The sequence below is a fragment of the Paraglaciecola algarum genome, from assembly GCF_021532655.1.
GTDB lineage: Bacteria > Pseudomonadota > Gammaproteobacteria > Enterobacterales > Alteromonadaceae > Paraglaciecola > Paraglaciecola algarum.
Genome location: NZ_JAKGAS010000005.1, coordinates 149,303 through 173,886, shown reverse-complemented (window position 1 = coordinate 173,886; position 24,584 = coordinate 149,303). Strand labels below are relative to the sequence as shown.

The window sequence follows — 24,584 nt, the reverse complement described above, 5'->3', positions numbered from 1 at the left end:
TACTTGCCATGAACTAAGTATATGGTTAGAGAGAAATAAAACAATGCAGTGAAAGTTGATAACATTGTATCAAAAATTGATACAATTGCTTTATTGGTGCTATCAAGACTTATCTTTGTTGGACTTAATTTTAAATTTTGTTGGACTTAATTTTAAATAAGGGGGGGCGCGTTTGAGTCTTTCGTTTGAGCAGTTAAAAAGTATGGTGGTATTTGCCCAAGTAATTGAGCAAGGCAGCTTAAGCGCTGCTGCAAAACAACTGGGCTTATCGAGAGCTGTGGTAAGTTATCATCTAAAAAAACTTGAAACTCAGTTAGAGGTTAAACTACTCAATCGTTCGACTCGATCTATTAGTTTAACCGAGGCTGGGCAAGCCTATTACCAACGTTGCCGGGTCATTGCTGAACAAGCCAATGCTGCTAATCTACAAATTGAAAATTTAAAGACGGAGCCTGAAGGACTACTTAAAATAACCTGTCCGGTGAATGTAGGACTGCAAAATGTGGTGCCGGCTCTGAATCAATTTAAGAAGATTTATCCTAAAATTGAGTTAGATTTGATGTTGACTGACGAGGTAGTAAACATCATGAAGGAGGGCATAGATTTAGCTATTCGCGGCGCACCACTGGCTGATTCTGGTTTACAAGCCACTAAATTAGCCACGTTAAAGACTTGTCTTTGTGCAGCCCCTGAGTATTTTCAAAAATATGGTAAACCTACTCAGCCAGCAGATTTAAGTACTCACCAGTGGGTGATTTATAAGCTTACTTCTGGTGTATTAAAACTACACAAAGGTACTCGCTCTTTTAGTATTCAAACAAAAGGTAGTATAAGTACCAATAATGCTGCAGCCCGCACCGCGTTTGTTGAAGCAGGCCATGGCTTGGCACGTATTCCTAAATATGATGCGTGGCCAAAAATACAAGCAGGTACTCTAGAAACCGTCCTTGACGATTACACTTTAAACGACATTGATGTGTATGCGGTCTTCCCGCCGGGTACGGCCAATGCTAAAAAGCTCAGGTTAATATTGACCTACTTGAAAGAATATTTTAAAGGCCAGATAAATAATTAAAGTAGTTGGTTAGAAAAGCTGTTGAAGGTAAAGGTGTGGTCAATTGGCGTATTTAAAATTTGTTGTAGTAAACTAAACACAGTAGGTTATGAAATAGTAATCTTGGTTGATAAATTACCTTCAATTAAATTGAGATATTTATGGTGACTGAGTCCAAAAAAAGTGAAGTTGAAAAAGTTGAATTGGAGCATCAAGCAGCGAAACTTTTCATGCGTTGGTATGAATCTGAAACGGGTAATCCAATGCGTCACCTTTGGCATAATCAACCTTCAAAACCTGATGTGTCTTGTCGTTTTGAAGGAGGCAGATTAGATTTGGAAGTGGCTCATTTGTATGGCAGTGAGCAAGAAGCGATGCAAAAATTAAAGCGAGAGTTAAGTGACAATACCCGTCTAGAACTACAAGAATTAGTCAACAACACTCAGCCGAATGAACGTTTATTAACAGCATTAAATCGAATTTTGTTTAATAAATCCTTTAAAACTTATAATAGCAAACGGGTTTGGTTGATCATCCGAAATACTCATCCAGCTTGGGGAAAACAACAAATACAAGCTTTAAAAGGGCATATATCTGTTCCTGCTAATCACCCTTTTGAGCAAATTTGGATTGTAGGTGATTGGAATGGTAAGAGTGGTATCATTAAGCTGTTTCCAGAGGATTGCCTCTGATTACGGGTTTTTATTTACTATGCACCAGTTAGTTGTCGATGGATACTAGGTGCGCTTTCAAACGGAACAAGTGTGACCTAGTTTTGTGCAACTATAGCTGGCGATTATGTTTGTTTTTATCTATCCCCCCTAATACCATTCCATCTTAATATGTAGTCACTCAGCGAGAGTTTAAAATGTCTTAATCAAGGCGCATGACTGATAGCTTTTTATTAAAATCACCTAGTTCTCTTTCGAAGTCAAGCAACATAGAGTAAGCCCTTTTAAAACTCGCCTGAAAGGAATGCCCCAGCGGGTTTTGCGCCTATCTTTTTAAAAAGAGCTGGTTCTCGCTATTTGAAAGGGAACAACCATTACTGCATAGCGACGCCTTAATCAAAATCCGCTGGACGCATTCTGAGTGATCACATATCAAGGTGAAATGGTATAAGTCAGCTGTTTTATTATTATGGCATTAATACTGCACGAGCTTTAATGGTTGGCTAGCTATTGTGGCTAGGCTATTAATAACTAAAAAGGTAGCAAATGAAAAAAATTGTAGCAGTCATGTTAGGTTTTTTAACGGTAACTAATATTCATGCTGAGTCTTTTGATTGGGGTGAATTAGAAAAAGCACGGATTGACTTGAAATTGCCATTGTTAACTATCCAGGGCGAGAAAGGCATCCTTGCCTGTGGTTACGTAAACGTTACTACCTGTGATAAAACCGACGAGGCCTGTGCCATAGTCTCTGGCGTAAACAATCATGATGAAATGTTAGCTAAACCTGTAGTGGCAGTGTCAAAACAGGCTGAAAAACTAGGGGTTAAATTAGGTATGAGCGGTAAAGAAGCGCTGTCTATTCTTCGTTAGCTTTAGCTAGCAACCAATGCTTCAATATTATTTCTGGAAGGGTGAGCGTACTTTTGATCTAAAAGTTCCCCTCGCCAATCTTTATTATCATGTACATTAGCCGTTAACTCCCTAATTAACTCATATACCACTTTGACAGCGGCATTGTGCTTTTTATCTTCCGCCATACTCAAGTATACGTCACGCTGGATAGGGGGATCTACAATATCAATAGCTCTCACTAAATTTTGCTTTTCTAGATGAAAAGCGGAGGAAGAGGGAGCTACGATTAAACCGACACCTTGCATCACATAATGTAAGGTGGTCATCAATTGGCCAAAAGCACTTTTCGTTTTGAGTTTAATGCCCGCCTGTTTAGCCTGTTTATTCAATAATTTATATAACGCATCTTCTTTATTAGGAGCAAAGGTTTCGTAATGCTGTAGATCAACAAAAGGCATGGAACCGTACAAAGTTAACTCATAGTAAGCTGGATTTTGTGGCTTTTGAGAAATGTACAAATAAAGGTTCTCACGGATTAACGCTAAGGTATCTGCTGCATTTTCTAATTGTTCGTCAAGTTCATACCCTAATATAATATCTAGTTCATTTTCAGCAAAACAATTATTAATCACATTAGATGGTCCGATTCTAAAGTCTATTTCGATATTGGCGAACCTGTGTTCTAGTTCAGTGAGTAAATCTACAGACAGCACGTTGCAAATGGATTGGCTGAGGCCGACAACGACTTTTCCCGAGCATTCGTGCTCATTACCCACTAAGTCTGCTTTAGCTTGATTAATTTGAGTTAATATAATATTTGCATGATATTCGAACTTCTTTCCCGCATCTGTAAGATGTACACCGCGAAAATCTCGTTCAAATAATTTTAATTTTAGTTCGTGCTCTAGATTGGCCAACTGCAAACTAATGGCTGGCTGTGCCACATCAATTGCACGCGCAGCTGCTGTGATACTGCCGTTTTCTACCGTAGCTAAAAAATATTGCAATTGTTTACTGTTCATAATCCTCCTTATTCGCGAGATTAACGTTTTGAAACGTGTTTAGTTAGATCGACCAACTTTTTATGGCTAACCTCGCGATAAAACATGAGTTTAATTCAGAATTTTATGCAAATTTACTGCCATGAATAAGTTTTATTCAGTAATAAATGGCTTTTATAGACAGTGTTTACAGGGGCTATAAAAAAAATGTAGTACAGCACAATATTATTCTTCGTTCTGCGAATCCTTTGCTTTCGCTAGCATGGCGTCCTGATTTAAAGCGGAGTCAGTCCGTCAGTTAGGAAGTAATTAATAGAGTTATGCTAAATATCACCAGAAGACAATTTTTATCCTATGTCGGTGCCGCAGGAGGCTCATCGGCTTTATTGAAAACCAGTTTAGCCCTAGGAATGATGCCAGAAGACAGTTATTCAGGGCCTGTCACGATTAAACCCGCTGATCCGGGAAATAAACCCACTGCACTTATTTTAGGTGCGGGTATAGCGGGCTTAGCTACCGCTTTAGAGCTAGAAAAAGCAGGCTATCACGTGACTATGCTTGAAGCCTCTTTTAGAGCTGGTGGACGTAATCTTACTGTACGTAACGGTGATAAAATCGATGAAATGGGCAACCCACAAATTTGCCAATTTGACAAACAAGATAATCTTTTCTTTAACTGTGGACCGGCACGTATACCAGGTCACCACAGGCGTATTCTGCACTATTGTAAAGCGCTAAATGTGCCATTACAGGTCAAAGCCAATAGTAGCAAGTTAGCTTATTTTCATGATGAAAAATCTTTAGGCGGTAAACCTAAACGTATTATTGAATACCACACAGACGTGCGTGGTTTGATGTCAGAGTTGTTATGGAAGTCAGCTGACGCTAATCAATTTGATCAACTGCTCAGTGAAGAAGATGTAGCTAAATTGATGAAGTTTTCTCAGGCATATGGCGATTTAACTGAAAATGGAAAATATATAGGCAGTGGCCGCGCCGGTTCAACCACTGATCGAATGCTTGAACACCCAACCCCTCATGCCCCCATTGAATTAAAGGCCATGTTAGACAGTAGCTTTTGGTATGGCGGTTTATTGGGAGCAGAAGTATACGATTGGTGCGAGCCACTAATGGAGCCAATTGGTGGTATGGATTCAGTAGTGAAAGCTTTTCTACGTAACCTTCAAACAAAACCCGTTCTCAATGCACAAGTTAAGAAAATTTTTAACTCTGACCAAGGTGTAGAAGTTACCTACGAACAAGGTGGAAAGTTACATTCTGTAAAAGCTGATTACTGTTTTAATAATATTCCAGCGTATTTTATGGCGGGTATTGAAAATAACTTTTCTGCTACTTACCAAGCTGGTTTAAACAGCATTAAACGTGGGCATTTATTCAAAATTGCCTATCAAATGAAAGAAAGGTTCTGGGAAAACGACGGTATTTACGGTGGGATTAGTTATACCTCTGAGCCAGTCTCTCAGCTTTGGTATCCGTCTCATGATATTCATGCTCAAAAAGGCATCATGTTAGGTGCTTACGTTTGGAACCCTAAGTTCACCACTATGTTTGAAAATATGTCACCTGAAGAGCGCTTGAAAGCCGGGGCTATTTCAGGTGAAAAAATCCATCCTGGTTACAGCAAATATATAGAGAACGGTATTTCCATCCCTTGGGCTCGTATGAATCATCAAATGGGCTGCGGTATGCGTATGAGTGCCGAAGACTTTGAAACCTATTACCACATGTTACAAAAACCAGAAGGCCGACATTTTATGATAGGCGATCAAATTAGCCATCATAGTGGTTGGCAAGAAGGGGCACTAGCCTCGAGTGAACAAGCCCTAGAGCAATTAAACAAACTACTGGGTGCCAAGATTATTCAAGGAGGAGCGGCTCATGTTAGTTAGGACCCTAGCTATTCTATTTGTATTCGGCATTGGCTCTTTTACGACTCATGCTAAATACACCTCAACACCAGAAGGCCTTGAATATTGCACTGTTTGTCATGGCAGTCAGTTAAAAGGTAATCAAAACATTGGTGCGCCAAGATTAAGTGACTTGTCTGCTTGGTATGTGGAACGTCAGCTTAAAAACTTTAAGCAAGGCATACGCGGGGCACACCCCGAAGATAAAACCGGCATTGAAATGATGCGTATGGTGCTAGGTTTATCTGCTAAACAAATCACTGAAATTGCTGATTGGGTTGCACAAACTAGTTCAGATAAACCCGTGTCCAGCCTAGTAGGTGATGCCAACAAAGGCCAACAGTTGTATCAAAGCTGTGCCGCTTGTCATGGCGCTAATGGTGAAGGGAACAAAACCCTTGGAGCGCCAAAACTCAGTGGCCTAAATGATTGGTATATCGCCACTCAACTTAATCATTTTCGTCTTGGCTTAAGAGGAGCCCAAGGCAGTGATCTTTATGGTCAACAAATGAAAGCTGCCAGCGCAGTGATTACATCGGAACAAGATGCAGCTGATTTAGCTGTGTATGTTCAACAATTAAAATAAATACTAGGAGTTATCTTAATGAAAAAAAGTCTTTTATTTGCAGCGACAGCCTTGTTTGCCTCTAGCACCATAGCTGACGTTACCCGTCATGCTTTACCTAACAACAGCACTTTTCCTATTTCTCGCGCAGTTGAAGTCACGCCAGACACGACCTTGATTTTTCACAGTGGCATGGTGCCAGGCCCTGTAGATCCTAAGGCAACTCGTGGCAGCCGAGAGTATTACGGAGACACTGAAACGCAGGCTTTAAATGTGTTTAAACGTTTTGAAGCCTCTTTTAAAGAATTAGGTGTGGATTTTGGTGACGTAATCAAGATGCAAGTTTTTATGGTGGGTGACCCAACTATGGAAGGAAAAATGGACTTTGGCGGATTTATGAAAGCCTATACCAAATATTTTGGTACCGAAGAACAACCTAATAAACCTGCACGTTCGGCCTTTCAAATTGCTGGATTAGCTGGTGGACCAAACATGTTAATCGAAATTGAAATGGTGATAGCTAAACCAGAATAGCTTGAGCTGAATCATAACACTTGCGCTGTTGATGACTAGCCAGCAGCACAAAGTTTTACAAAAACAGCTAGTCATTACACACAAAAAAACAGACTAAGGGGAAAACTATGCTAAAGCAAAATATGCTCAGTAAGGCGATAAAAACTGGCCTAGCGACATGGTCAATCAGCATGGTTGGCCTGACTACAGCGTTCGCACAAGAAGCAGAAACAGCAGAAACAGAAACTAATCAATTTATTGAAAAAATAGCGGTAACAGGTTCACGAGGTGCGCCTAGATCAATTGTGGACTCACCTGTCCCAATCGATGTCTTCAGTGAAGAAGACTTGGCCGCAGTGCCATTTACCGATACCAATGACGTGCTAAAAACGTTAGTACCATCATACTCATTAGGAAGACAGCCTATTTCAGATGGTGCGTCTTTTATTCGCCCCGCGACATTGCGTGGTATGCCAACAGATAAAACCTTGGTATTAGTTAATTCAAAACGTCGTCATCGTTCAGCACTTGTACAAACTTCAGGCTCAGGTACACAGGGTCCAGATGTAGCCACCATTCCTTCTTCAGCACTAAAAGGTGTCGAAGTATTGCGTGATGGTGCAGCCGCGCAATATGGTTCAGATGCTATTGCAGGGGTAATCAACTTTGTATTAAAAGATAATGACGAAGGTGGATCTTTCTCGTTCAATACCGGCCAATATTATGAAGGTGATGGCGAACAAATCACTATGGCAGGTAACCTTGGTTTTGCACTAGGGACAAAAGGTTTTTTGAGTGTATCAGCAGAATATTCAGACGCTAGTTCAACTAACCGTGGTGAACAATATTGTGAAAGCTGGGCCTGTGTAGATGTTAACGATCCTAATTTTTTGACTGGTCTAGATACCTCAGTATCAGGGTATACCGAACAAGGATTTATAGATGGTTTAGCTGACGCTAATTTAGGTGGAGAAGATGTGGTACAGCCTTGGGGACAACCCAATACCTCTGGCACGCGAATTTTCTTTAACACTGGCTATGAAATCAGTGATACAACTAAACTTTATGCTTTTGGTAATTATTCACAAAGTGAAGGCGATGGAAGTTTTTATTATCGTTATCCAGGTAACAGCACAATAGAAGATATACGCAAAGAAGATGGCTCTATTTATAGTCCTTTAGAAAAGTTTCCTGGTGGTTTTACACCACGCTTCTTTGGTGATATTACGGATGTGTCGTTTGTGGGTGGTATAGAAGGTGAATTTGATAATGATATGACCTACGACATTAGTGGTCGTTTTGGTTCAAATGAAATTTCATACACGCTAAAAAATACCATTAACCCTTCTATGGGGCCTGACTCTCCCATCTCTTTTACGCCGGGTGATTTGATAAATGAAGAATTACAATTCTCTGCAGACTTTACTCAATATGTCGACCTAGGTTTATATTCAGATGTCTTGTTTGCCTTTGGTCTAACTTACATGGAAGAAACCTATGAGTTAATAGGTGGTGATGAAGCTTCATATACCGATGGACCTTATTCTTTGCCAGACCCTTGGGGATTCTGTGAAGGTGACATTGCCACTGCAGCAGGCATTGCTGTGATTGCGAATGGTTCCACTTTAGATTGTGCCAATAGCGACGATCCTGTGTATCGAGCTGTAGGGGTTGGTTCGAATGGTTTCCCCGGTTATTCAAGTGAATATTCAGGTAAATACGAACGTGATATGGCGGGTATATTCTTAGATGTAAGCTCGGATTTAAGTGATGCTTTATATATGCAAGCGGCGATGCGTTACGAAGACTACTCTGATTTTGGGGCTGAGCTCGTTGGTAAAGTTGCTTTCAAATATAGCTTATCTGATGACTTTAATTTGCGTGGTTCAGTAGGTACAGGTTTCCGTGCACCTACACCTGGTCAGCAAGGTACCACTAACGTAGCCACAACTTTACCCGATGGTTATCCGGTAGCGGTAGGTTTGTTCCCTGCGAGCAGCGCTGTTGGTGAAGCGTTAGGCGCTAATCCGTTAAAAGCGGAAACGTCATTAAACTATACCTTAGGTTTTACCGGTAATATTGATGAGCTAAACCTTACTTTTGATATGTATAGTATTAGTTTGGAAGATCGCTTTTATGCCATTTCTACATTAGACGTTTCTACAGACATGACTTCTGGTGAAGCTTATGACAACTATTTAGCGCTAGATGCTGCTGGTGTTGTTGGTGCAAATACCATAGGTGGCGTGAGATATTTCCAAAACGCATTTGATACCACCACAACAGGTTTTGATTTTGTTGCCACTTATACCATGGGTGACACTGTTTTAACTGGTTCAGTGAATTATAATGCGACGGAAATAGATGAAGCATCCGATGCCTTGAATGCTGAAGCGCAATTTGATGTTGAGAATGCAATACCTGAATGGCGCTCTGTATTATCAGCTAAACATAACTTTGATATGTTGAGTTTCGTTGTTCGTGCTAATTTTTATGGCACGTACGAAAATGCTATTTCTTCTGATGCAACAACCACTCAAGAATATGATCCAAGTGTATTGTTTGATTTTGAGATGAATTACCAAGTAAGTGACAGTATTAGTTTGTCGGCGGGTGCTAGGAATATCTTTGATACCTACCCTGATGAAGATGAAGGTGACGAATGTTGTGGTGCTGTTTACTGGTCAGCCAATATGGTTGATTGGCAAGGTGGCTATTACTACGCTCGTATGAATTACATCTTTTAACAACACAATGTGTTAGGAAATTAAGCGTAATTAAGCATAATTAAGCATAAGATTACCTTAAAAATGTTGGCCCAATGACTTTTAGTTATTGGGTCTTTTTTGTTTAGCTAGTTGCAAACAAAAAAGATCAGTGAGTAGTAGCGAGTAGCTTTTAGCGTCTTAATCTTTGGGTATTAAACTCCTCAAGTGTTTGTTTAGTATGAAGTATATTTTAAATAAGTTGTTTTTAAAGAAAGATTTCTTGATAAAAAAATGCTCTAATTAAATTTAACCTAGCAGTAAAGGAACCTCTATCTTGACATCCATCCGTATTATTTTATCAGCTCTAATACTTGTAACCATTTCAGCTTGTGGCAGTGGAGGCGATACTTCTCAAGAAGCCCCTGAGACTAATTTTAACGTAACAACATCTGTAACCGAGGGGGGCTCAGTTTCGCCAACTGCATTGACTATTGAGAGTGGTCAAACTACAAATTTCAGTTTGACAGCTAACGACGGTTATCAATTGAGCAGTATTACAGGTTGTGGTGGCACTCTTACAGGTAGTACATATGTGACTGCTGGTATTACTGCTAACTGTGAAGTCACTGTCAGTTTTATCAAAACTAGTAATGTTTCCGGTGTGGCGCAATTGGGCCTTATTTCGGGGGCAAGTGTTAAATTGTATGAGTTACCTGAAATGTTGCTAGTGGCAGAAACAAGCTCCTCTAGCATGAGCGAAAGTTATGGTGCATTTAATTTTGATGGTGTTGTCATCAAAGATAGTAGTTTTTATCTTGTTGAGGTTGATGGGGGGCAAGACACTGACCCCAATGATGATGGCGTGGTCGTAAGCGATGAAGTGATCGATATATTAGGTAAGATTAGCGCCATAGTTAAAGGATCACAGCTTACTGAAAATCAAATTAGAGTCACTGCGTTATCAGATATCCAAGCTCTTTTTTTAAGGTTAAATAATAATACTTATGAGCTAAGTGATACTTCGTTACTAGATGATATAGCGGCAAGTTTAATTCAAGATATTAATGATGACGGTGTAGTAAACAGTCTTGATTTATTACTCTTTAATCCGTTAGAAAATAAAAATAGCCTAAAAGTTAGTTATACAGACCTAATCAATGGATACATTGACAGCATTCATAATGGCGCTGATATAAGCAACAAACTTTTTGATTTGGTGAGCCTGCTGCCTCCTACATTAAGTATTGATGGCGGTTCTTTTCAGCAAGTTCCCTTTACATTGAACGGGCTTATTTCAAATTATCCGCACACATTGACCCCGCAATGGTTATTAGATGGTGAGGTTGTAGAACTTGAAAATAGCCTAACAATAACCGAAGCAGGAAGTAGGCTTTTAACGGTTAATTTTTTTAATGAAGACGTTTTAGTCACAACAGCAGATAAGCTTTTGGTCGCATATGAGGCTGATTTGATCGCTGAAAAAGTTATTACTGTTGATGATGGTGGAGTCATCGCTCTGAATTCAGATAACGCACCTGAAACTTTAGCCGGCACAAAAATCATAGTACCTGCTGGAGCTTTGTCTGAACAACAAACTATTCGCATTAACCAAAACAGTGCTTCGATTATTCCTAGTACGCAAGGTGTTTTTAGTTCAGTGGTGACATTTGAACCAGCAGGTTTGCAATTTAATCAAGCTGTTACTGTTGCTATTCCGGTATTTGAAAATCTAGATGAGGTTGGCGTAGACAGCTTGCGTATTGCGCGAACTGATGAAAATGGCGTAATCGATTATCTAAGTCCTATTAAGTTTGATGCCGAAGAATCACTGGTTTATTTTGAGACCGATCATTTCAGCAGTTATGTGGTCATTAATAAGGATATAGAAGATGCCCTCACCGATGGTTATGGTGATCCGCTATTACAGAGCATTGTGGCTGATATCGAAAACCGCTTTGCTGGTGAATACTCTAAGTTGTCTAACAACGATTGGTTGGCTTATTTGTCGACTGAAATTGCTAGTGTCGGAGCGGATCAAACGGCTTTAACCGTTTTTGATGTGTACCAGTCGGTTGTAACAGCTGAAACCATTAAAGGTGAAATTGCCCGAAATGGTCAGTCTTCTACGGTTTTAGGTGGAGCTTATCAAGGTTATGTTGCTGCTTTTGAAAGTCTGTATGGAACTAAGGCGAGTCCTCAGGGAGGAGTACTGAGTGAGTGGAACTTTGCTCAAAAAATGATTGAGTCACCTTTCGATATGTTGCTAGAAGAAGCTGAAAAGAAATTTTTCAAACACCCAAGCCTAACTCGTTCCTATCTTGCTTTTAAAAGTGCATCAGGTGATGTAGGCGAGGCCGGTGATAGAGTGAATGATATTTTTTCTGATAGGTTCCCTGCAGATATAAGCGAAACCAATATAATCAGCAAATTATTAAATCTATATAAAGAAAAGTTGCTGTCAGTTGGCGGAAAAATCGTATCAGACTTTAGTGATATAACCGTTAATAAGCAAATTGAAACATATTTTCTGCAGCGTCAATTCTATTCTTCAGATTATTTATTAGAACTGATGCGTGATGATGACTTTATAGATGACGCAGGAGAAGGATTAGTTAATGGCTGGTTTTACGCGGGTGATTTAACCCCTTCAGGCACAATTCCGGATAACTTTTGGGAAATGGTAGAAGGTTTATATCTCCAAAGTGTAAGTGCAAATACTCAAAATTCGCGCTTAAAAGCCATGTTAGATGCTGCCATTGAGTTAGAAAATATTGAAGTGCCAGCTAATGACTTTTATATACAGTCTTATCAATTGGGTAATGAGAACCAAGTTAACTTCGACAATCAATGGGATAATAGTGATATCGAGGTCTCAGTTGTTGCTAATCAAAGTTTTACCGTGAGTTTCACTCTGCTAGCTGAGGGCGACGAGGACTATATTAATTCTTTCACACCAGAGTTTCATATTCGTTCACTACCGAAAAAATGCTATTTCTGCCAAGACGATTTGTCGGGCCTAACTTATCAAGTGGTGGGCGCGGTGAATTTATATGGGGGGGAAGTCAGTGTGATTGATGTTGAGTTTACCTATGCAGGCAGTGCTCAAGAAATCGATTATCAAATTCAGTTTAAACATCAGGGTACGAGCACCTCGAATAGAAAACTATCAATAAAAAGAAAGGCGTTAAATTTAGCTCCTACTATTGCTATAGACGCCAATCAAAAGACTAGTTTTAGTGCAGGTACAAACGTTGAGTTATCTGCCACAGCTTCAGACCCAGATGGTTCGGTAAGTATTGAATGGTTCATTTTGCCTGCACATTCCATAAACTATGATGGACAAGGCGATACTCTCAGTTTTACCGCCCCAGACGTGAGTGAAGTAGAAAAAATTGATCTAATAGCGGTTGCCACTGATAATCAAGGTAAAGAATCGAGTGACAGTGTTCAGATAACTATTAGACCCAAATCTAACTTTTTGTTGGAGGATGTAGATAAATTCTCCAGTGACTTTTTAACCGGTCGTAGGCTTTACAATGTGCATTACGAAACCGGGCTGGAAAGTTGGATATTAGCTGTTTTTGATTTTGACGGAAATCAAATTAAAGCTTATGCAGACGGCGCGCCAGGCACGGTATATAAAACCAGTTACAGTCTAACGTCTCAAGGCTATATTAAATTTAACTCTTTTGACGGTGAGGGGGTCGAATATATCAATATTACATCGGCAACAGAGAGCTATTTGGAATTAGCTTGGACAAATGATTTACAGGACATCAATCTAACCGAGCAAGATGAGTATTTCCTTTTAGATTATCAAACTGCGAAATCTTTTCTAGAAAACAAAATAAACTCTAATGCCAAGCCAGATAGCAGTCAAAATGCGCCATATGTCATTGATATTAGAATAATTGGCGATGCCAGTGAAAGTGCACTGGTAGTTAAGTTTTCAGAGGATATGCAAGAAGGGTATAGCACTGAGGGTAATTACGTACCCACTTCAACTGAATGGAGACGAAAAGATACTTTCGTTATGTTCCTTAGTTCATATGAACCATCAACTAACATTATATTGAAAAAAGATTCGTTTCGTTCAGAAGAGGGGGTCCCGCTAGAAGAGGATTATGTGTTCACACTTCCAGACAGCTAGCACCATGTAGCTTAGTTTTAGAAGATTAAGCGCCATCACTCATAAGATTGCCTTACAACATTTTGACTCGATAACCAGTGGTTATCGAGTCTTTTTTGTTTAGGGCACTACAAACGGGAAAGAGCAGCGGATAGAAGCTAGTAAATAGAGACTAAAAATAATTGTGGCTGCGTCCTTCGCCGATAAAGGTTATTGAGCATGGACAGCAACGTTAATTTATTTTAGGGGATATAAAGAAAAGAGATTCCTGCTAATACCATGTAGGAATGACGCTAGGGCATGATCTTAGTGCCTAGCATAAAGACAACCTTAAACAAAAAAGCACCGTCAGTTTCCTGCGGTGCTTTAATCATTTTACTAACTGTGAATTGTACTTTTCAGAAAAGCTAAACACCTTCACCTTTATGGTAAGGAATATCCTTTTCTAACTTATCTAATTTCTGACTAATTGCTTGAGGTGAGCCAGTTTTTTGGGCTAACCAATAATAAGCGGTAGGAATAATAAACAGGGTTAATATAGCCGATACCAATACCCCAGCAAAAATCACCATGCCAATAACAGTGCGGCTTTCCGCGCCCGGGCCTGTGGCCAATACTAAAGGTAAGGAGCTGAATACTGTGGTAAAACCTGTCATAACAATAGGACGTAAACGTAACATAGCGGCTTTTTTCAACGCCAGTTCAAATTCAGTACCTGCATCTCGCAGTTGGTTGGCAAACTCAACAATTAAAATCCCATTTTTAGCTGCTAGACCAATTAACATGACTAAGCCAATTTGGCTGTATATGTTGAGTGTCATACCTGCAAAGTAGAGTCCAATAAACGCACCGACTAATGCCAAAGGTACGGTAAGCATAATTACCCAAGGATGCACCCAGCTTTCAAATTGAGCGGCTAAAATAAGATATACAATGGCTAGTGCCATCAAGAATATAAATATGACTGAATTACCTGACTCTTGATAAAGCTGTGACTCTCCTTTGTAGTCTATCGAGACTCCATCGGGTAATTTTGTTTGTACTAAGTTTTCTAAATATTCTAGTGCTTGGCCTACAGTGTAACCTTCGGCTAAATTGGCACTGATGGTAATGCTACGCATACGGTTATAACGGTTTAATGTTGCTGACGTGGCTCGTTCTTTAATTGTGAGCAAGTTCGCCATGGGGATCAGTTTGCCCGTATGTTGTGAACGTACGTATAGATTGTCGATACTTTGCGGGCTGCGATAGTCTGCTCGACGACCTTCCATAATCACATAATACTCTTGCCCTCGATCTAAAAAGGTCGATACTCGGCGTTGGCCCAACATAGTTTCTAAGGTGCGGCCTATGTCGCTGACAGATACACCTAAATCGGCTGCCCGTTCGGTATCTATATCAACCAGCAACTGAGGCCAAGTTTCTTTATAGTCTGAATCTAGGCGAATTAAGTTAGGGTTTTCTCGGGCTTCCTCTAACAAGGTGTCGCGCCATTGGACTAAATCTTCATAGGTGTCGCCTTGTAATACAAACTGCACAGGGCGACCCACACCACGTCCACCAATGCCACTACGCATAATGGCAAAAGCACGAATATCAGGAATAGCAGATAACTTTTTGGTGATTTCGTCCATTAGTTCAAAAGAGGAACGGCGCTCGACTGAACCATCATCATTGATAGGTGTACCCACAACAGCAATGCCTGAACTGCCGCCAAAACCAGGCGTACGTACCAACACTCTAATGACTTCGTCTGTTTCTAAATAGGGCAATAACATTTCTTCTACAGCTTTAATATGTTTGCTGTTTTCGTTAAAACTGGTGCCTTCGGCAGATTGCACCATGATAAAAAAGTTACGCCTATCTTCTTTGGGTACAAACTCACTAGGGATGATATCGGCTAATCGTACTAAGGCTACAATACTGACTATTATCAAAAGTGACATCAAGATAGGTTGATGAATAGTTTTACCTAAAATATTAAAATAGCGGGTTTCGATTTTTTTAAAGGAGTTGTCCATCCAAGCATTAAAGCCTGACTTTTTACTATTTTTTGTCAGTAGTTTTGAACTTAGCATAGGGGTTAGAGTTAATGCCGTTACACTGGAAAAAGCCACAGCAGCGGCAATAGCTAAAGCAAATTCAGTAAACAACCTACCGATATTACCTTGTAAAAAAACCAGTGGCATAAATACAGCAATTAACACTAAGGTAGTGGCAATAACGGCGAAGCCGACTTCGCGCGCGCCTCGATACGCAGCTAGTAGTTTGGGCTCGCCCAACTCAATCCGCCGCGATATATTTTCTAATACCACTATGGCGTCATCTACTACTAAACCTATGGCTAACACCATGGCTAGTAGGGTTAATAAGTTAATAGAAAAACCTAAGGCATACATCACAGTGAAGGCTGCAACTAGAGATACAGGCACTGTGATGGCGGGAATAATAGTAGCGCGAATATTTCCCAGAAAAACATAAATCACTAATACCACCATTAACATAGCAATGGCTAAGGTGTTGTATACTTCGTCTATGGAAGCTTCGATAAACAGTGAAGAGTCATAGCTCGGCACAATGAATATATTGTCGGGTAAGCCTTTTTCGATTTGTTGTATAGCCTCTCTTGCAGCACGGGCTACTTCTAGGGTATTGGCTTTTGATTGTTTTATAATGCCTAAACCAATCATGTTAACACCGTCACCTCTGAATTCTGTTTTATCATCTTCAGCGCCTAGCTCAACTGTGGCAACATCTCTTAATCGAATTAGGTATCCATCATCACCCATTTTTATAGCTAATTTGGCAAAGTCGTCCGGGTTTAAATAACTACGGGCGACTCGCACTTCAAAATCTCGTTGGGTAGATTCTACTTGGCCTGCCGGTAGTTCAACATTTTCGCTGCGAATAACTTGTTCAATGTCATTGACAGTAATATCCCTGGCGGCCATGGCATTGCGGTCAAGCCATACTTTCATCGCATAACTTCGACCTCCACCTAAACGAACCCGTGCGACCCCTTCGGCTACAGACAAGCGGTCAACAATAAACCTGTCGGCGTAGTCGGTTAACTCCATGACATTCATGTTGTCGCTGCGTAGGTTGTACCAAATAATGACATCTTCATCTGAACTTGATTTAGAGACTTCTGGTGGTTCAGCTTGATCCGGCAAATTATTTAATGCTCGGCTGACTCGCTCTCGTACGTCATTTGAGGCAGCATCGATATCTCTTGATAGGTTAAATTCGATACTGATGGAAGAACGCCCATTACTGCTAGAAGAGGTGATATTTTTAATACCTTCTATGCCACTGATACGATCTTCAATTAGTTGGGTAATACGAGTTTCCACTATCGAGGCCGAAGCCCCAGTATAATTGGTATTAATTGAGACTATTGGTGGGTCGATATCGGGGTATTCCCGCAAGGAAAGCATAGTCATGGCAACAATGCCGAATACCACTAGTAGTAAATTTATTACAGTGGCAAAAACCGGGCGTTTTATTGAAACATCTGATAACAACATTATACGCTTACCCTTTTGCTGTATTAGATGTTGTAGAAGCTAGAATATTCACATTCGAGCCATCGCGCAAACGCAGGGCTCCTTCCACTACAACTTGATCATGTTCGGTCAAACCAGACACTATTTGTGCCATACCTGGTTTGCGTAAACCTACTTGAACTTGCTTTTGTACTGCTATGTCATTCTCGATTATATACACAAACTGTTTATCTTCGATTGGCACTAAGGCCGACTCAGGGATCACTAGGGTATCTAAGATTTGTTTTTGCAAATTAAGTTGCAGTAACATGCCTGGGCGAAGTTTAAAGTTTTTATTATCGACTATTGCGCGAATTTGAATCGCACGAGTGATGGGATCAACTCTAGATGCTATATTGGATATTTTTCCAGTGAACTCTTCACCAGGATAGGCTACTGATGTTGCAACAACAAGTTGGCCATTTTGTACACTAGGTAAGTGGGATTCTGCCACAGTGAAGTCAACTTTAATTAAACTCATATCATCCAAAGTCACAATTAAATCACCCGGCTCGACTAATGCACCTACACTCACTTTACGCACACCTAACATGCCGTTAAAAGGTGCACTAAGAACGAGTTCATCAAGTTGAGTTTTGGCTACTTCAAGTTGCGCTTTTAAGGCCTTTACTTTCGCTTGTTGTTCGTCCAATAGTTGTTTAGAAGCTACGCTTAATTGGGCTAGATTGTCGATACGTTTTAGTTGACGTTTTGCTTCTTGAAGATTGATTTCTAACTCGTTTAAACGAGCTTGTTCTTCTCTATCGTTGAGCTTTAAAAGTAACTGTCCTTTTTCGACCAAGTCGCCATCATCAAACTGAATACTTTGCACTATGGCTGATTTTTGAGCGGTAATTGTGATGGATTCGTTGGCGTTGGCTGTGCCTAATGCCTCGATTGTAACCGGAAATTTTTGTTGCTCAACTGAGTAAACCCTGACAGGAGTAGTGATAGATTTTTTTTGTTGTTCTTGCTCACTGTTTGGAGCATACAAATACACAACTAAGCCGCACATTATAATTAAGGCGATTAGGATGGGAGAAAGTATTTTACTTTTGGACATGAAGCCGCCTTTTTGAACGTTAGAATTTCTAAATCAAATACGAGTATTTAGGTTTGTTAGTGCTTATTTCTAGCGGCTCTAAGGACAGAGCTGCGTCGTTGAAATATTAGATTTCTTAAATCTATAAGCCCAGCCATTCTACAATTTTTACTTTATGGTACTGAGTCATTTGCGGTAGATTACCTAAATATGGGATAGGTTAACGAGGGGCTGTTTATCTTTGCTGCTTTAGCACTCATTCATGCAGAGCAACTACACCACACCCGTGCTTTATTGTATAAATGGCACGCAACTCGCTGCAAATACATAAAGAAAAGATAAACAGGCCCTAGAATATTATTGGTTATGGTACTACCTCATAACTATGCATATTGCCATTGATGGCATTATTACTACTAAGGGCAATTTCTCCTAATTTAGTGTTAGCTGGGCCGGTGGGTTCCATCAGTAAATAATCTATTCCTTCAATATTGAGCGTTCGTTCTGTAGTTCGAAAGGGTAGGCTCACACCTAATAAGGCATGATTGGGTAAATACAGCATGATCATTTTGGCGTCTGGTAACAATGAACGGATCAAGCTAGCCATCAAAGCAGATTTGCTGTCGCAATCACCTTGATTACTGGCCACCACAAGTGGCGGAGGTAAATATCCTGCTCCATTAGATGTTACCCTATCTTCTAGTGCGCTATACGGAATGCTTTGAACCCAGCTTAATAATAAATTCACATACACTCTGGTTTCGCTACTTTCGGGCACTTTTTGGTACAATGCTTGGGCAATGGGCATTAACGGTGTTTTACTTTCAGCAATGTAACGTAAGTGGTCGGGTTTAATGACTTTTTGACCCAAATGAGTTCTAAAATGGCTGAGATAGTTATCTTTTAGGTATTGGTTAAAAGCATTCTCACGACTTTGTTGCATAGAACGTTGCCATTTATCCAATAAGTTCTGAGAACGGCTCGTCACCTGTATCTCGATATCTTTTGCTTTGCGACGAATTTTAACGCTAGCTTCTTTAGGGTTAATGGTACGCGCGGCTTTATGTAGCTCAATATACACGTATTGATCGGCTAAATCTGGCACAAAACGTTTGTGGTGTTTTTTGTTGATTTGTTCTAAGGGTAAAGAAAAGTTAAGAGATTGGGGTTGTTTTTGGTGGTCTTCCCATTTGTAATTGAAAAACATTAGACCGTTTTTTTTTGAAGTCTCGTGCACTAACTGTACAGCTTGGGTCGATAAAGAATAGCAGCTATACAATACAAACGTTGTGAATAACTTTTTGAATAAGTACATGATTTAACAACCCATTTAAAACAATCTTTTTAGTATAGGTCAATTTTTATCCTAAAAACGCTCAGATTACAATTTATGTATAAAAATCAAATGTATAAATATTCTTAGTGATCTCTTATACCCTGCATAAATAAAGCTAAATTGAATTGTTTAAATATTAGATAACGGCCCTTATCGCTTTACGTTATAATCTCCCCAATTATTTTGGAGGGGTGTGTAATGCGTGTATGTGGTGTTGAGTTAAGTGCGAATGATGCAAATGTGTGTTTGTTATCTCTAGCTGATGAAGTGTTTCAAATTCCTGATTGTCGTGCAAGAAAGCTCAGTCTGCCTAAAAATGCTGTGGCTAAAGACTTACGCTATTTTCAAAAATCGTTTGCCCAACTAGTTCAAGATTACAAAATTGATAAAATTGTTATTCGCCAACGTCCCATGAAAGGCAAGTTTGCTGGTGGTGCAGTGGGTTTTAAATTAGAAGCCGCACTTGAATTATTAGACGATGTTGAAGTTATTGTCATGCCGCCAACAGAAATCAAAGAGTCACTAAAGCGTAATCCAGTGCATGTGCCAATGGCCGAAACCGGATTAAAAATGTTTCAAGAAACTGCATTCAATACAGCTTTTGCTTATTTAATGAAAGATAAATATGACATTTAAACTAGCCTAATGCTGTAAGTGACGAGCTACTAGCTCAAAATAAAAAGATAAAAAATGCCGTTATTTTTAAATGACGGCTTTAAATAGCGGCATTTCTGTTTGACTGTAAACTTGTTTTAACACAGTCTTTTTCGCAACTCGCAACTCGCAACTCGCAACTCATTTCTAATAGTATCGCAAATCTTCGACTTTCCCCCAAAATACTCGATAAGAAAAAACGGTATATGCCAATATACAAGGTATTACCACAAGTGCTCCATACAAAATAAAACGTAATGATTCTGGCGCACTGGCTGCTTGCCAAATAGTCAGTTGCCCAGGTACTACGTACGGATAAAAACTAAAAGCTAATCCACAAAAGCAAAATAAGTAAACTACAACAATGATCATAAAAGGTAACCAACAACCAGAGTCGTTTTTTAATGGCAGTTGTTTTAAAACAAGGTGCCCAACAAACAATAAGGTAAAACATGCAAAAGGTATAATAACAACGAAGTAAGCAAATGGAGCGGTTGTCCAACGTTCAAATACAAACTGATTAATCAGTGGGTTGACGACACAAACAGCTAAAATACCCACGAAACTAATTTTTCCACTGAACTTGGCCCATTCTATTGCTTTGAGTTGCAAATCTTCAGTCGTTTTCAAAATTAACCAACCACTGCCAATCAAGGCATAGGCACATGTTACGCCTAGCGCGCTCAAACTGGCGAATAAGTATGCTGTTAGTGAAGATTCAAAACCCATCACAAAACTGCCTAACATGTAACCTTGGCTGCAACTGGTGATAACAGAGCCTAGTTTAAAAACTTGATTCCACCTGTGTTTATTTACTTGAGCTACTTTGGCACGAAAATCAAAAGCGACACCACGCAATATTAAGCCTATTAACATAAAGGCTGTGGGAATATATAAGGCTTTTAGGATCACGCTATGGGCACTTGGGAAGGCGATCAACATTAGTCCTACGGCTAAAACTAACCAAGTTTCGTTGGCATCCCAAAATGGTCCAATAGAAGCAATCATTTGATCAGCTTGTTTGTCATTCTCTAACGGTAACAAAATACCTACGCCCAAATCATAACCATCGAGAATGGCGTAAACTATGATCGATAACGCCATTAACCCAGCAAATATAATAGGTAAGTCTTGGTCTGCAAACATGATTATATTCCTTCTCGAGGTTGGCTGGTTGAAGAGGGATTGAGTTTAATTAGTTCCTCTGGTTGTATTTCTTCAATTTGTACGGCCTTTCTCGCCATTAAAAATAAGGTATGTAAATATGCCACCATTAATACTAGGTATACCAAGATATACAGAGTAAAACTAAACACAACATTCTCTGGGGCGATATCAGTGACCGCTTCTGAGGTTTTTAATATCCCGGATACTAAGTATGGTTGACGACCAATTTCAGTGACATACCAACCGGCAAGAGTTGCTAGCCAACCGGAAAAGGTCATGGCGATTAAAGCATATAGGTGAGTGTTAGTTAGATGTTTATTACGCAGCAATTTATAGCTACTAAACCAAGCTATAGCCAACATTAATACACCTACACCTATCATGATCCGAAAACTATAAAATACAGGGGCTACCGGCGGATGCTCACCTATAAAGTCATTTAAGCCTTGTACTTCACCATTTGGATCATGGGTTAAAATCATACTAGTAACCTTGGGTATGGCGATTTCAAAATGATTAGTCCGATTTTTTTCATCAGGTATAGCAAACAGTAATAAAGGCACACCTTGTTTAGTTTCCCAAACCCCTTCCATTGCTGCGACTTTTTGAGGTTGATGCTCTAAGGTGTTTAAGCCATGTAGATCACCTACAAATATTTGTAAAGGGATCAAGAAAGATGCGGCGTATATAGCGGTTTTTAAGGCTAATCGAGGAGCTTTTTTATTATCTCCACGTATAATTCTGTAGGCCGAAATGCCAGCGATTAAAAATGCAGCAGTTAATCCTGATGCTAATAACACATGGCTCAATCTATACGGAAAAGATGGATTAAAGATAATCGACCACCAATCGATGGCGTGGGCTACGCCATCACGCATTTCAAATCCTGTTGGGGTTTGCATCCAAGAATTTAAGGCTATGATCCAAAAGGCTGAAAGTGTAGTGCCTATCGCTACTAACAAAGTAGCTAAGGTGTGCAACCAACTGGGCACTCTATGTATGCCAAATAACATAATACCTAGAAATGTCGCTTCTAAGAAAAAAGCAGTGAGCACTTCATAACCCAATAATGGACCTGCAATATTGCCCACGCGTTCCATGTAGCCTGGCCAATTGGTACCAAATTGGAATGACATAGTGATGCCTGTCACCACACCAATTGCAAAACTTAGTGCAAATATTTTCACCCAAAAGCGGTAGATCCGCATCCATACTGGATGATGACTGAGGTTAAAACGTAATTTGAAATAAAATAAGAACCAACCTAATGCAATGGTAATGCTTGGAAATAAAATGTGAAAACTGATATTGGCCGCAAATTGCAGGCGAGACAACAAGAATACGTCGTCCATAGGACACCTCTTTTACTCAATAAGAAAATTAATTAATTTAAAGCTGTATTACTAGCGGGTTAGTTATTCATTAGTGCGTTTGAGTAATTTGTCTTTAATGTCCAGCACTTTGCCAACCCCTGAGCCGAGTTTCATTAACGTCTCTAACTTTTCTGGACTTAAGCGTTGTAATTCACTGGACCATTTAGTGATGCCTTCCAATAAATCATGTACTTCCTGAAGCTTTTCTTGGGCATGAATTTCATCGTCATTGGCAGGGGTATCCAGTAAAATATCTCTAAGTAAGGACAAGGTAGGATCCATTTCTCTTTTACGTCTTTCTTCAAATACACGATTGGCCATATCCCAAATGCTACCATTGGTAAGAAAGTAGTCTTTACGATCACCTGGTTTATGGTGTGTTTGAATAAGCTGCCAAGATTGTAATTCTTTTAATCCCATACTGACATTGCCTCTGGATATGCTTAGTGCTTCGGCAACTTGGTTGGCAGTGATAGGATTTTTGCTGATCACCAGTAAAGCATACATTTGCCCCACAGTGCGGTTAAACCCCCAGCGGCTCCCCATTTCGCCAAAATGCATGACGAAGGTTTCGATCATAGGTGTCATTTTCATTTTGTGCTCACATTAAGTTTTAAAGTTTCAGTAATTACTGAAACTTTAAAACTTAATGTGTTGATAGTCAAATGATAGATTAAATTATTGTCAGAAATTTACTTAACCTCAGTACTGGATAAGAAATCTCTGTTCCTATAAAGGCGCTCTGAATGCTGTCTAGTCATTCTAAACCGATTTAGAGCAACGCCTATAGGGACAAAAATAGCCACCTTGCAGGCGTTGCTTATCCAGAACCGGGGTTACTTAAATAGTTGAAGTAAAATATACAGATATTGATTGAGGGATTGTTCATCATACTCAAATTCATAAAAATGTAGCTTTAACTTTTTAGTATGGGCCAATTAGATCTTGTGTGTAACTGTCTGATGAATTAGGATTTTTCATATAATCAGTGAAATTAATTGAGAATTGCTAAGGTCTACAGAAGTGCATCCTAGTTGTAGTAACAATTTGTAAAGGAAAATAATGCTCAAAAGTGAGATAGAGTTAACTAGCCTATTGGAAACTGTTAGCCAAGCAAAAACTTTTTTAGTTGGCTTAAATGAAAAAGAATATCAAACCATTATGGCCCCCCACTTTTCGAGTAGTGCGGGAGCTCATATGCGCCATATTTTGGACCATTATCTAGCGTTACGAAATGGTGTTGAGCATGGGGTAATAAACTACAACAAACGCCATCGCCATTCTGATATCGAGTCTTGTCCTCAAGCAGCTTTAAGTGCTTGGGAAGAATTACAAACATGGTTGACAGAGGTTTGTCAGTTAAATGCAGATTTACCTTTGACAGTAATTTGTGAAACCTCAGTGAATCAAACCCATAATACCCATAGTCGGTCCACTTTAGCTCGAGAGTTAGTGTTTGTATCTAGCCATGCCATTCATCATTTTTCTTTGTTAGCCGTGATGAGTTCCTTACTTGGCCAGCAAACTGAGTCCCAGTTTGGTATTGCACCTAGTACAGCCACTTTTTTACGTCAACGGGCCTAAATCAGTCTTATATTAAAGCCATTTCTGGCAATTAATGATTATAAATGGATAATACCCACTTTATTTTTAGTGTTATAGCTACTTAATTAATGTGGTTAGTTTTAAGGATGTTGTTCCATGAGTGATTTACCCAATTGTCCCCAGTGCGACTCAGCTTATACTTACGAAGATCGCGACATGTTTGTTTGTCCTGAATGTGCTCATGAGTGGCCTCAGTCTGGTGAAGTAGATGAAGACGCCAAAGACATCAAAGACTCAAACGGTAATACCTTACAAGACGGCGACACAGTCACTGTGATTAAAGATCTTAAAATTAAAGGTTCGTCGTCAGTTGTTAAAGTGGGCACTAAAGTGAAAAATATCCGCTTGGTGGATGGTGATCACGACATTGATTGTAAAATTGATGGTATTGGTGCCATGAAACTTAAATCGCAGTTTGTGAAGAAGGTGTAGAAAGAA

The 24,584-nt window shown here is 39.7% G+C and carries 18 protein-coding genes; 11 read left to right on the top strand and 7 right to left on the bottom strand.

Annotated elements, in window-relative coordinates; translation table 11 throughout:
• The first annotated feature begins 172 nt into the window (after positions 1-172).
• The 3 genes from L0668_RS10995 (at position 173) to L0668_RS10985 (ending at position 2,598) form a co-directional block, all read left to right on the top strand.
• Positions 173-1,075: a LysR family transcriptional regulator gene (locus L0668_RS10995; RefSeq protein WP_235312552.1), complete on the top strand. Its 903-nt coding sequence runs from the start codon at positions 173-175 to the stop codon at positions 1,073-1,075.
• A 140-nt stretch (positions 1,076-1,215) separates the two neighbouring features.
• Positions 1,216-1,746 carry a hypothetical protein gene (locus tag L0668_RS10990; RefSeq protein WP_235312550.1) on the top strand — a complete coding sequence of 177 codons (531 nt, stop codon included), beginning with the start codon at positions 1,216-1,218 and terminating at the stop codon, positions 1,744-1,746.
• A gap of 525 nt (positions 1,747-2,271) precedes the next feature.
• Entirely contained in the window at positions 2,272-2,598 is a 327-nt protein-coding gene (locus L0668_RS10985) for a YunC family protein (protein WP_235312548.1), read from the top strand.
• A 2-nt stretch (positions 2,599-2,600) separates the two neighbouring features.
• Here the strand turns inward: L0668_RS10985 and L0668_RS10980 are convergent, their stop codons facing one another.
• Positions 2,601-3,602: a LysR family transcriptional regulator gene (locus L0668_RS10980; protein WP_235312546.1), complete on the bottom strand. Its 1,002-nt coding sequence runs from the start codon at positions 3,600-3,602 to the stop codon at positions 2,601-2,603.
• 299 nt (positions 3,603-3,901) lie between these two features.
• On the opposite strand from L0668_RS10980, the gene L0668_RS10975 reads away from it, so the two are divergent.
• From L0668_RS10975 to L0668_RS10955, 5 genes are all read left to right on the top strand, one after another.
• Positions 3,902-5,491: a flavin monoamine oxidase family protein gene (locus tag L0668_RS10975; RefSeq protein ID WP_235312544.1), complete on the top strand. Its 1,590-nt coding sequence runs from the start codon at positions 3,902-3,904 to the stop codon at positions 5,489-5,491.
• Positions 5,481-6,095 (top strand): c-type cytochrome, encoded by a 615-nt coding sequence (locus tag L0668_RS10970; protein ID WP_235312542.1) that lies wholly within the window; start codon positions 5,481-5,483, stop codon positions 6,093-6,095. The genes L0668_RS10975 and L0668_RS10970 overlap by 11 nt, the downstream gene beginning before the upstream one ends.
• Positions 6,096-6,113: 18 nt before the next feature.
• Entirely contained in the window at positions 6,114-6,608 is a 495-nt protein-coding gene (locus L0668_RS10965; protein WP_235312540.1) for a RidA family protein, read from the top strand.
• Between the two features lie 107 nt (positions 6,609-6,715).
• Positions 6,716-9,334, top strand: coding sequence for a TonB-dependent receptor plug domain-containing protein (locus tag L0668_RS10960; protein WP_235312538.1), 2,619 nt, complete (start codon positions 6,716-6,718; stop codon positions 9,332-9,334).
• A 295-nt stretch (positions 9,335-9,629) separates the two neighbouring features.
• A complete protein-coding gene (locus tag L0668_RS10955) occupies positions 9,630-13,445 on the top strand; it encodes a hypothetical protein (RefSeq protein WP_235312536.1) in 3,816 nt (1,271 codons plus the stop codon).
• Between the two features lie 386 nt (positions 13,446-13,831).
• On the opposite strand, the gene L0668_RS10950 is transcribed toward L0668_RS10955, so the two are convergent.
• From L0668_RS10950 to L0668_RS10940, 3 genes are all read right to left on the bottom strand, one after another.
• Positions 13,832-16,951, bottom strand: coding sequence for an efflux RND transporter permease subunit (locus L0668_RS10950; RefSeq protein ID WP_235312534.1), 3,120 nt, complete (start codon positions 16,949-16,951; stop codon positions 13,832-13,834).
• A 7-nt stretch (positions 16,952-16,958) separates the two neighbouring features.
• Positions 16,959-18,032, bottom strand: coding sequence for an efflux RND transporter periplasmic adaptor subunit (locus L0668_RS10945; protein ID WP_235312532.1), 1,074 nt, complete (start codon positions 18,030-18,032; stop codon positions 16,959-16,961).
• A gap of 343 nt (positions 18,033-18,375) precedes the next feature.
• A complete protein-coding gene (locus tag L0668_RS10940; protein ID WP_235312530.1) occupies positions 18,376-19,218 on the bottom strand; it encodes a hypothetical protein in 843 nt (280 codons plus the stop codon).
• A 327-nt stretch (positions 19,219-19,545) separates the two neighbouring features.
• Here L0668_RS10940 and L0668_RS10935 point away from each other — a divergent pair, with 327 nt between their 5' ends.
• Positions 19,546-19,983, top strand: coding sequence for a DUF3010 family protein (locus tag L0668_RS10935; RefSeq protein ID WP_235312528.1), 438 nt, complete (start codon positions 19,546-19,548; stop codon positions 19,981-19,983).
• 165 nt (positions 19,984-20,148) lie between these two features.
• Here L0668_RS10935 and cydB read toward each other — a convergent pair whose 3' ends face one another.
• The 3 genes from cydB to L0668_RS10920 form a co-directional block, all read right to left on the bottom strand.
• Complete coding sequence (gene cydB, locus L0668_RS10930; RefSeq protein ID WP_235312526.1) at positions 20,149-21,147, bottom strand: cytochrome d ubiquinol oxidase subunit II; 999 nt, start codon at positions 21,145-21,147, stop codon at positions 20,149-20,151.
• Between the two features lie 2 nt (positions 21,148-21,149).
• Positions 21,150-22,520 carry a cytochrome ubiquinol oxidase subunit I gene (locus L0668_RS10925; protein ID WP_235312525.1) on the bottom strand — a complete coding sequence of 457 codons (1,371 nt, stop codon included), beginning with the start codon at positions 22,518-22,520 and terminating at the stop codon, positions 21,150-21,152.
• A 63-nt stretch (positions 22,521-22,583) separates the two neighbouring features.
• Positions 22,584-23,135, bottom strand: a complete 552-nt coding sequence (locus L0668_RS10920; RefSeq protein WP_235312523.1) for a GbsR/MarR family transcriptional regulator — start codon at positions 23,133-23,135, stop codon at positions 22,584-22,586.
• A gap of 468 nt (positions 23,136-23,603) precedes the next feature.
• Between L0668_RS10920 and L0668_RS10915 the strand changes: the two genes are divergently transcribed.
• Complete coding sequence (locus L0668_RS10915) at positions 23,604-24,125, top strand: hypothetical protein (protein WP_235312522.1); 522 nt, start codon at positions 23,604-23,606, stop codon at positions 24,123-24,125.
• 117 nt (positions 24,126-24,242) lie between these two features.
• Positions 24,243-24,578, top strand: coding sequence for a zinc ribbon domain-containing protein YjdM (locus tag L0668_RS10910; RefSeq protein WP_235312520.1), 336 nt, complete (start codon positions 24,243-24,245; stop codon positions 24,576-24,578).
• The last annotated feature ends 6 nt before the right edge of the window (positions 24,579-24,584 follow it).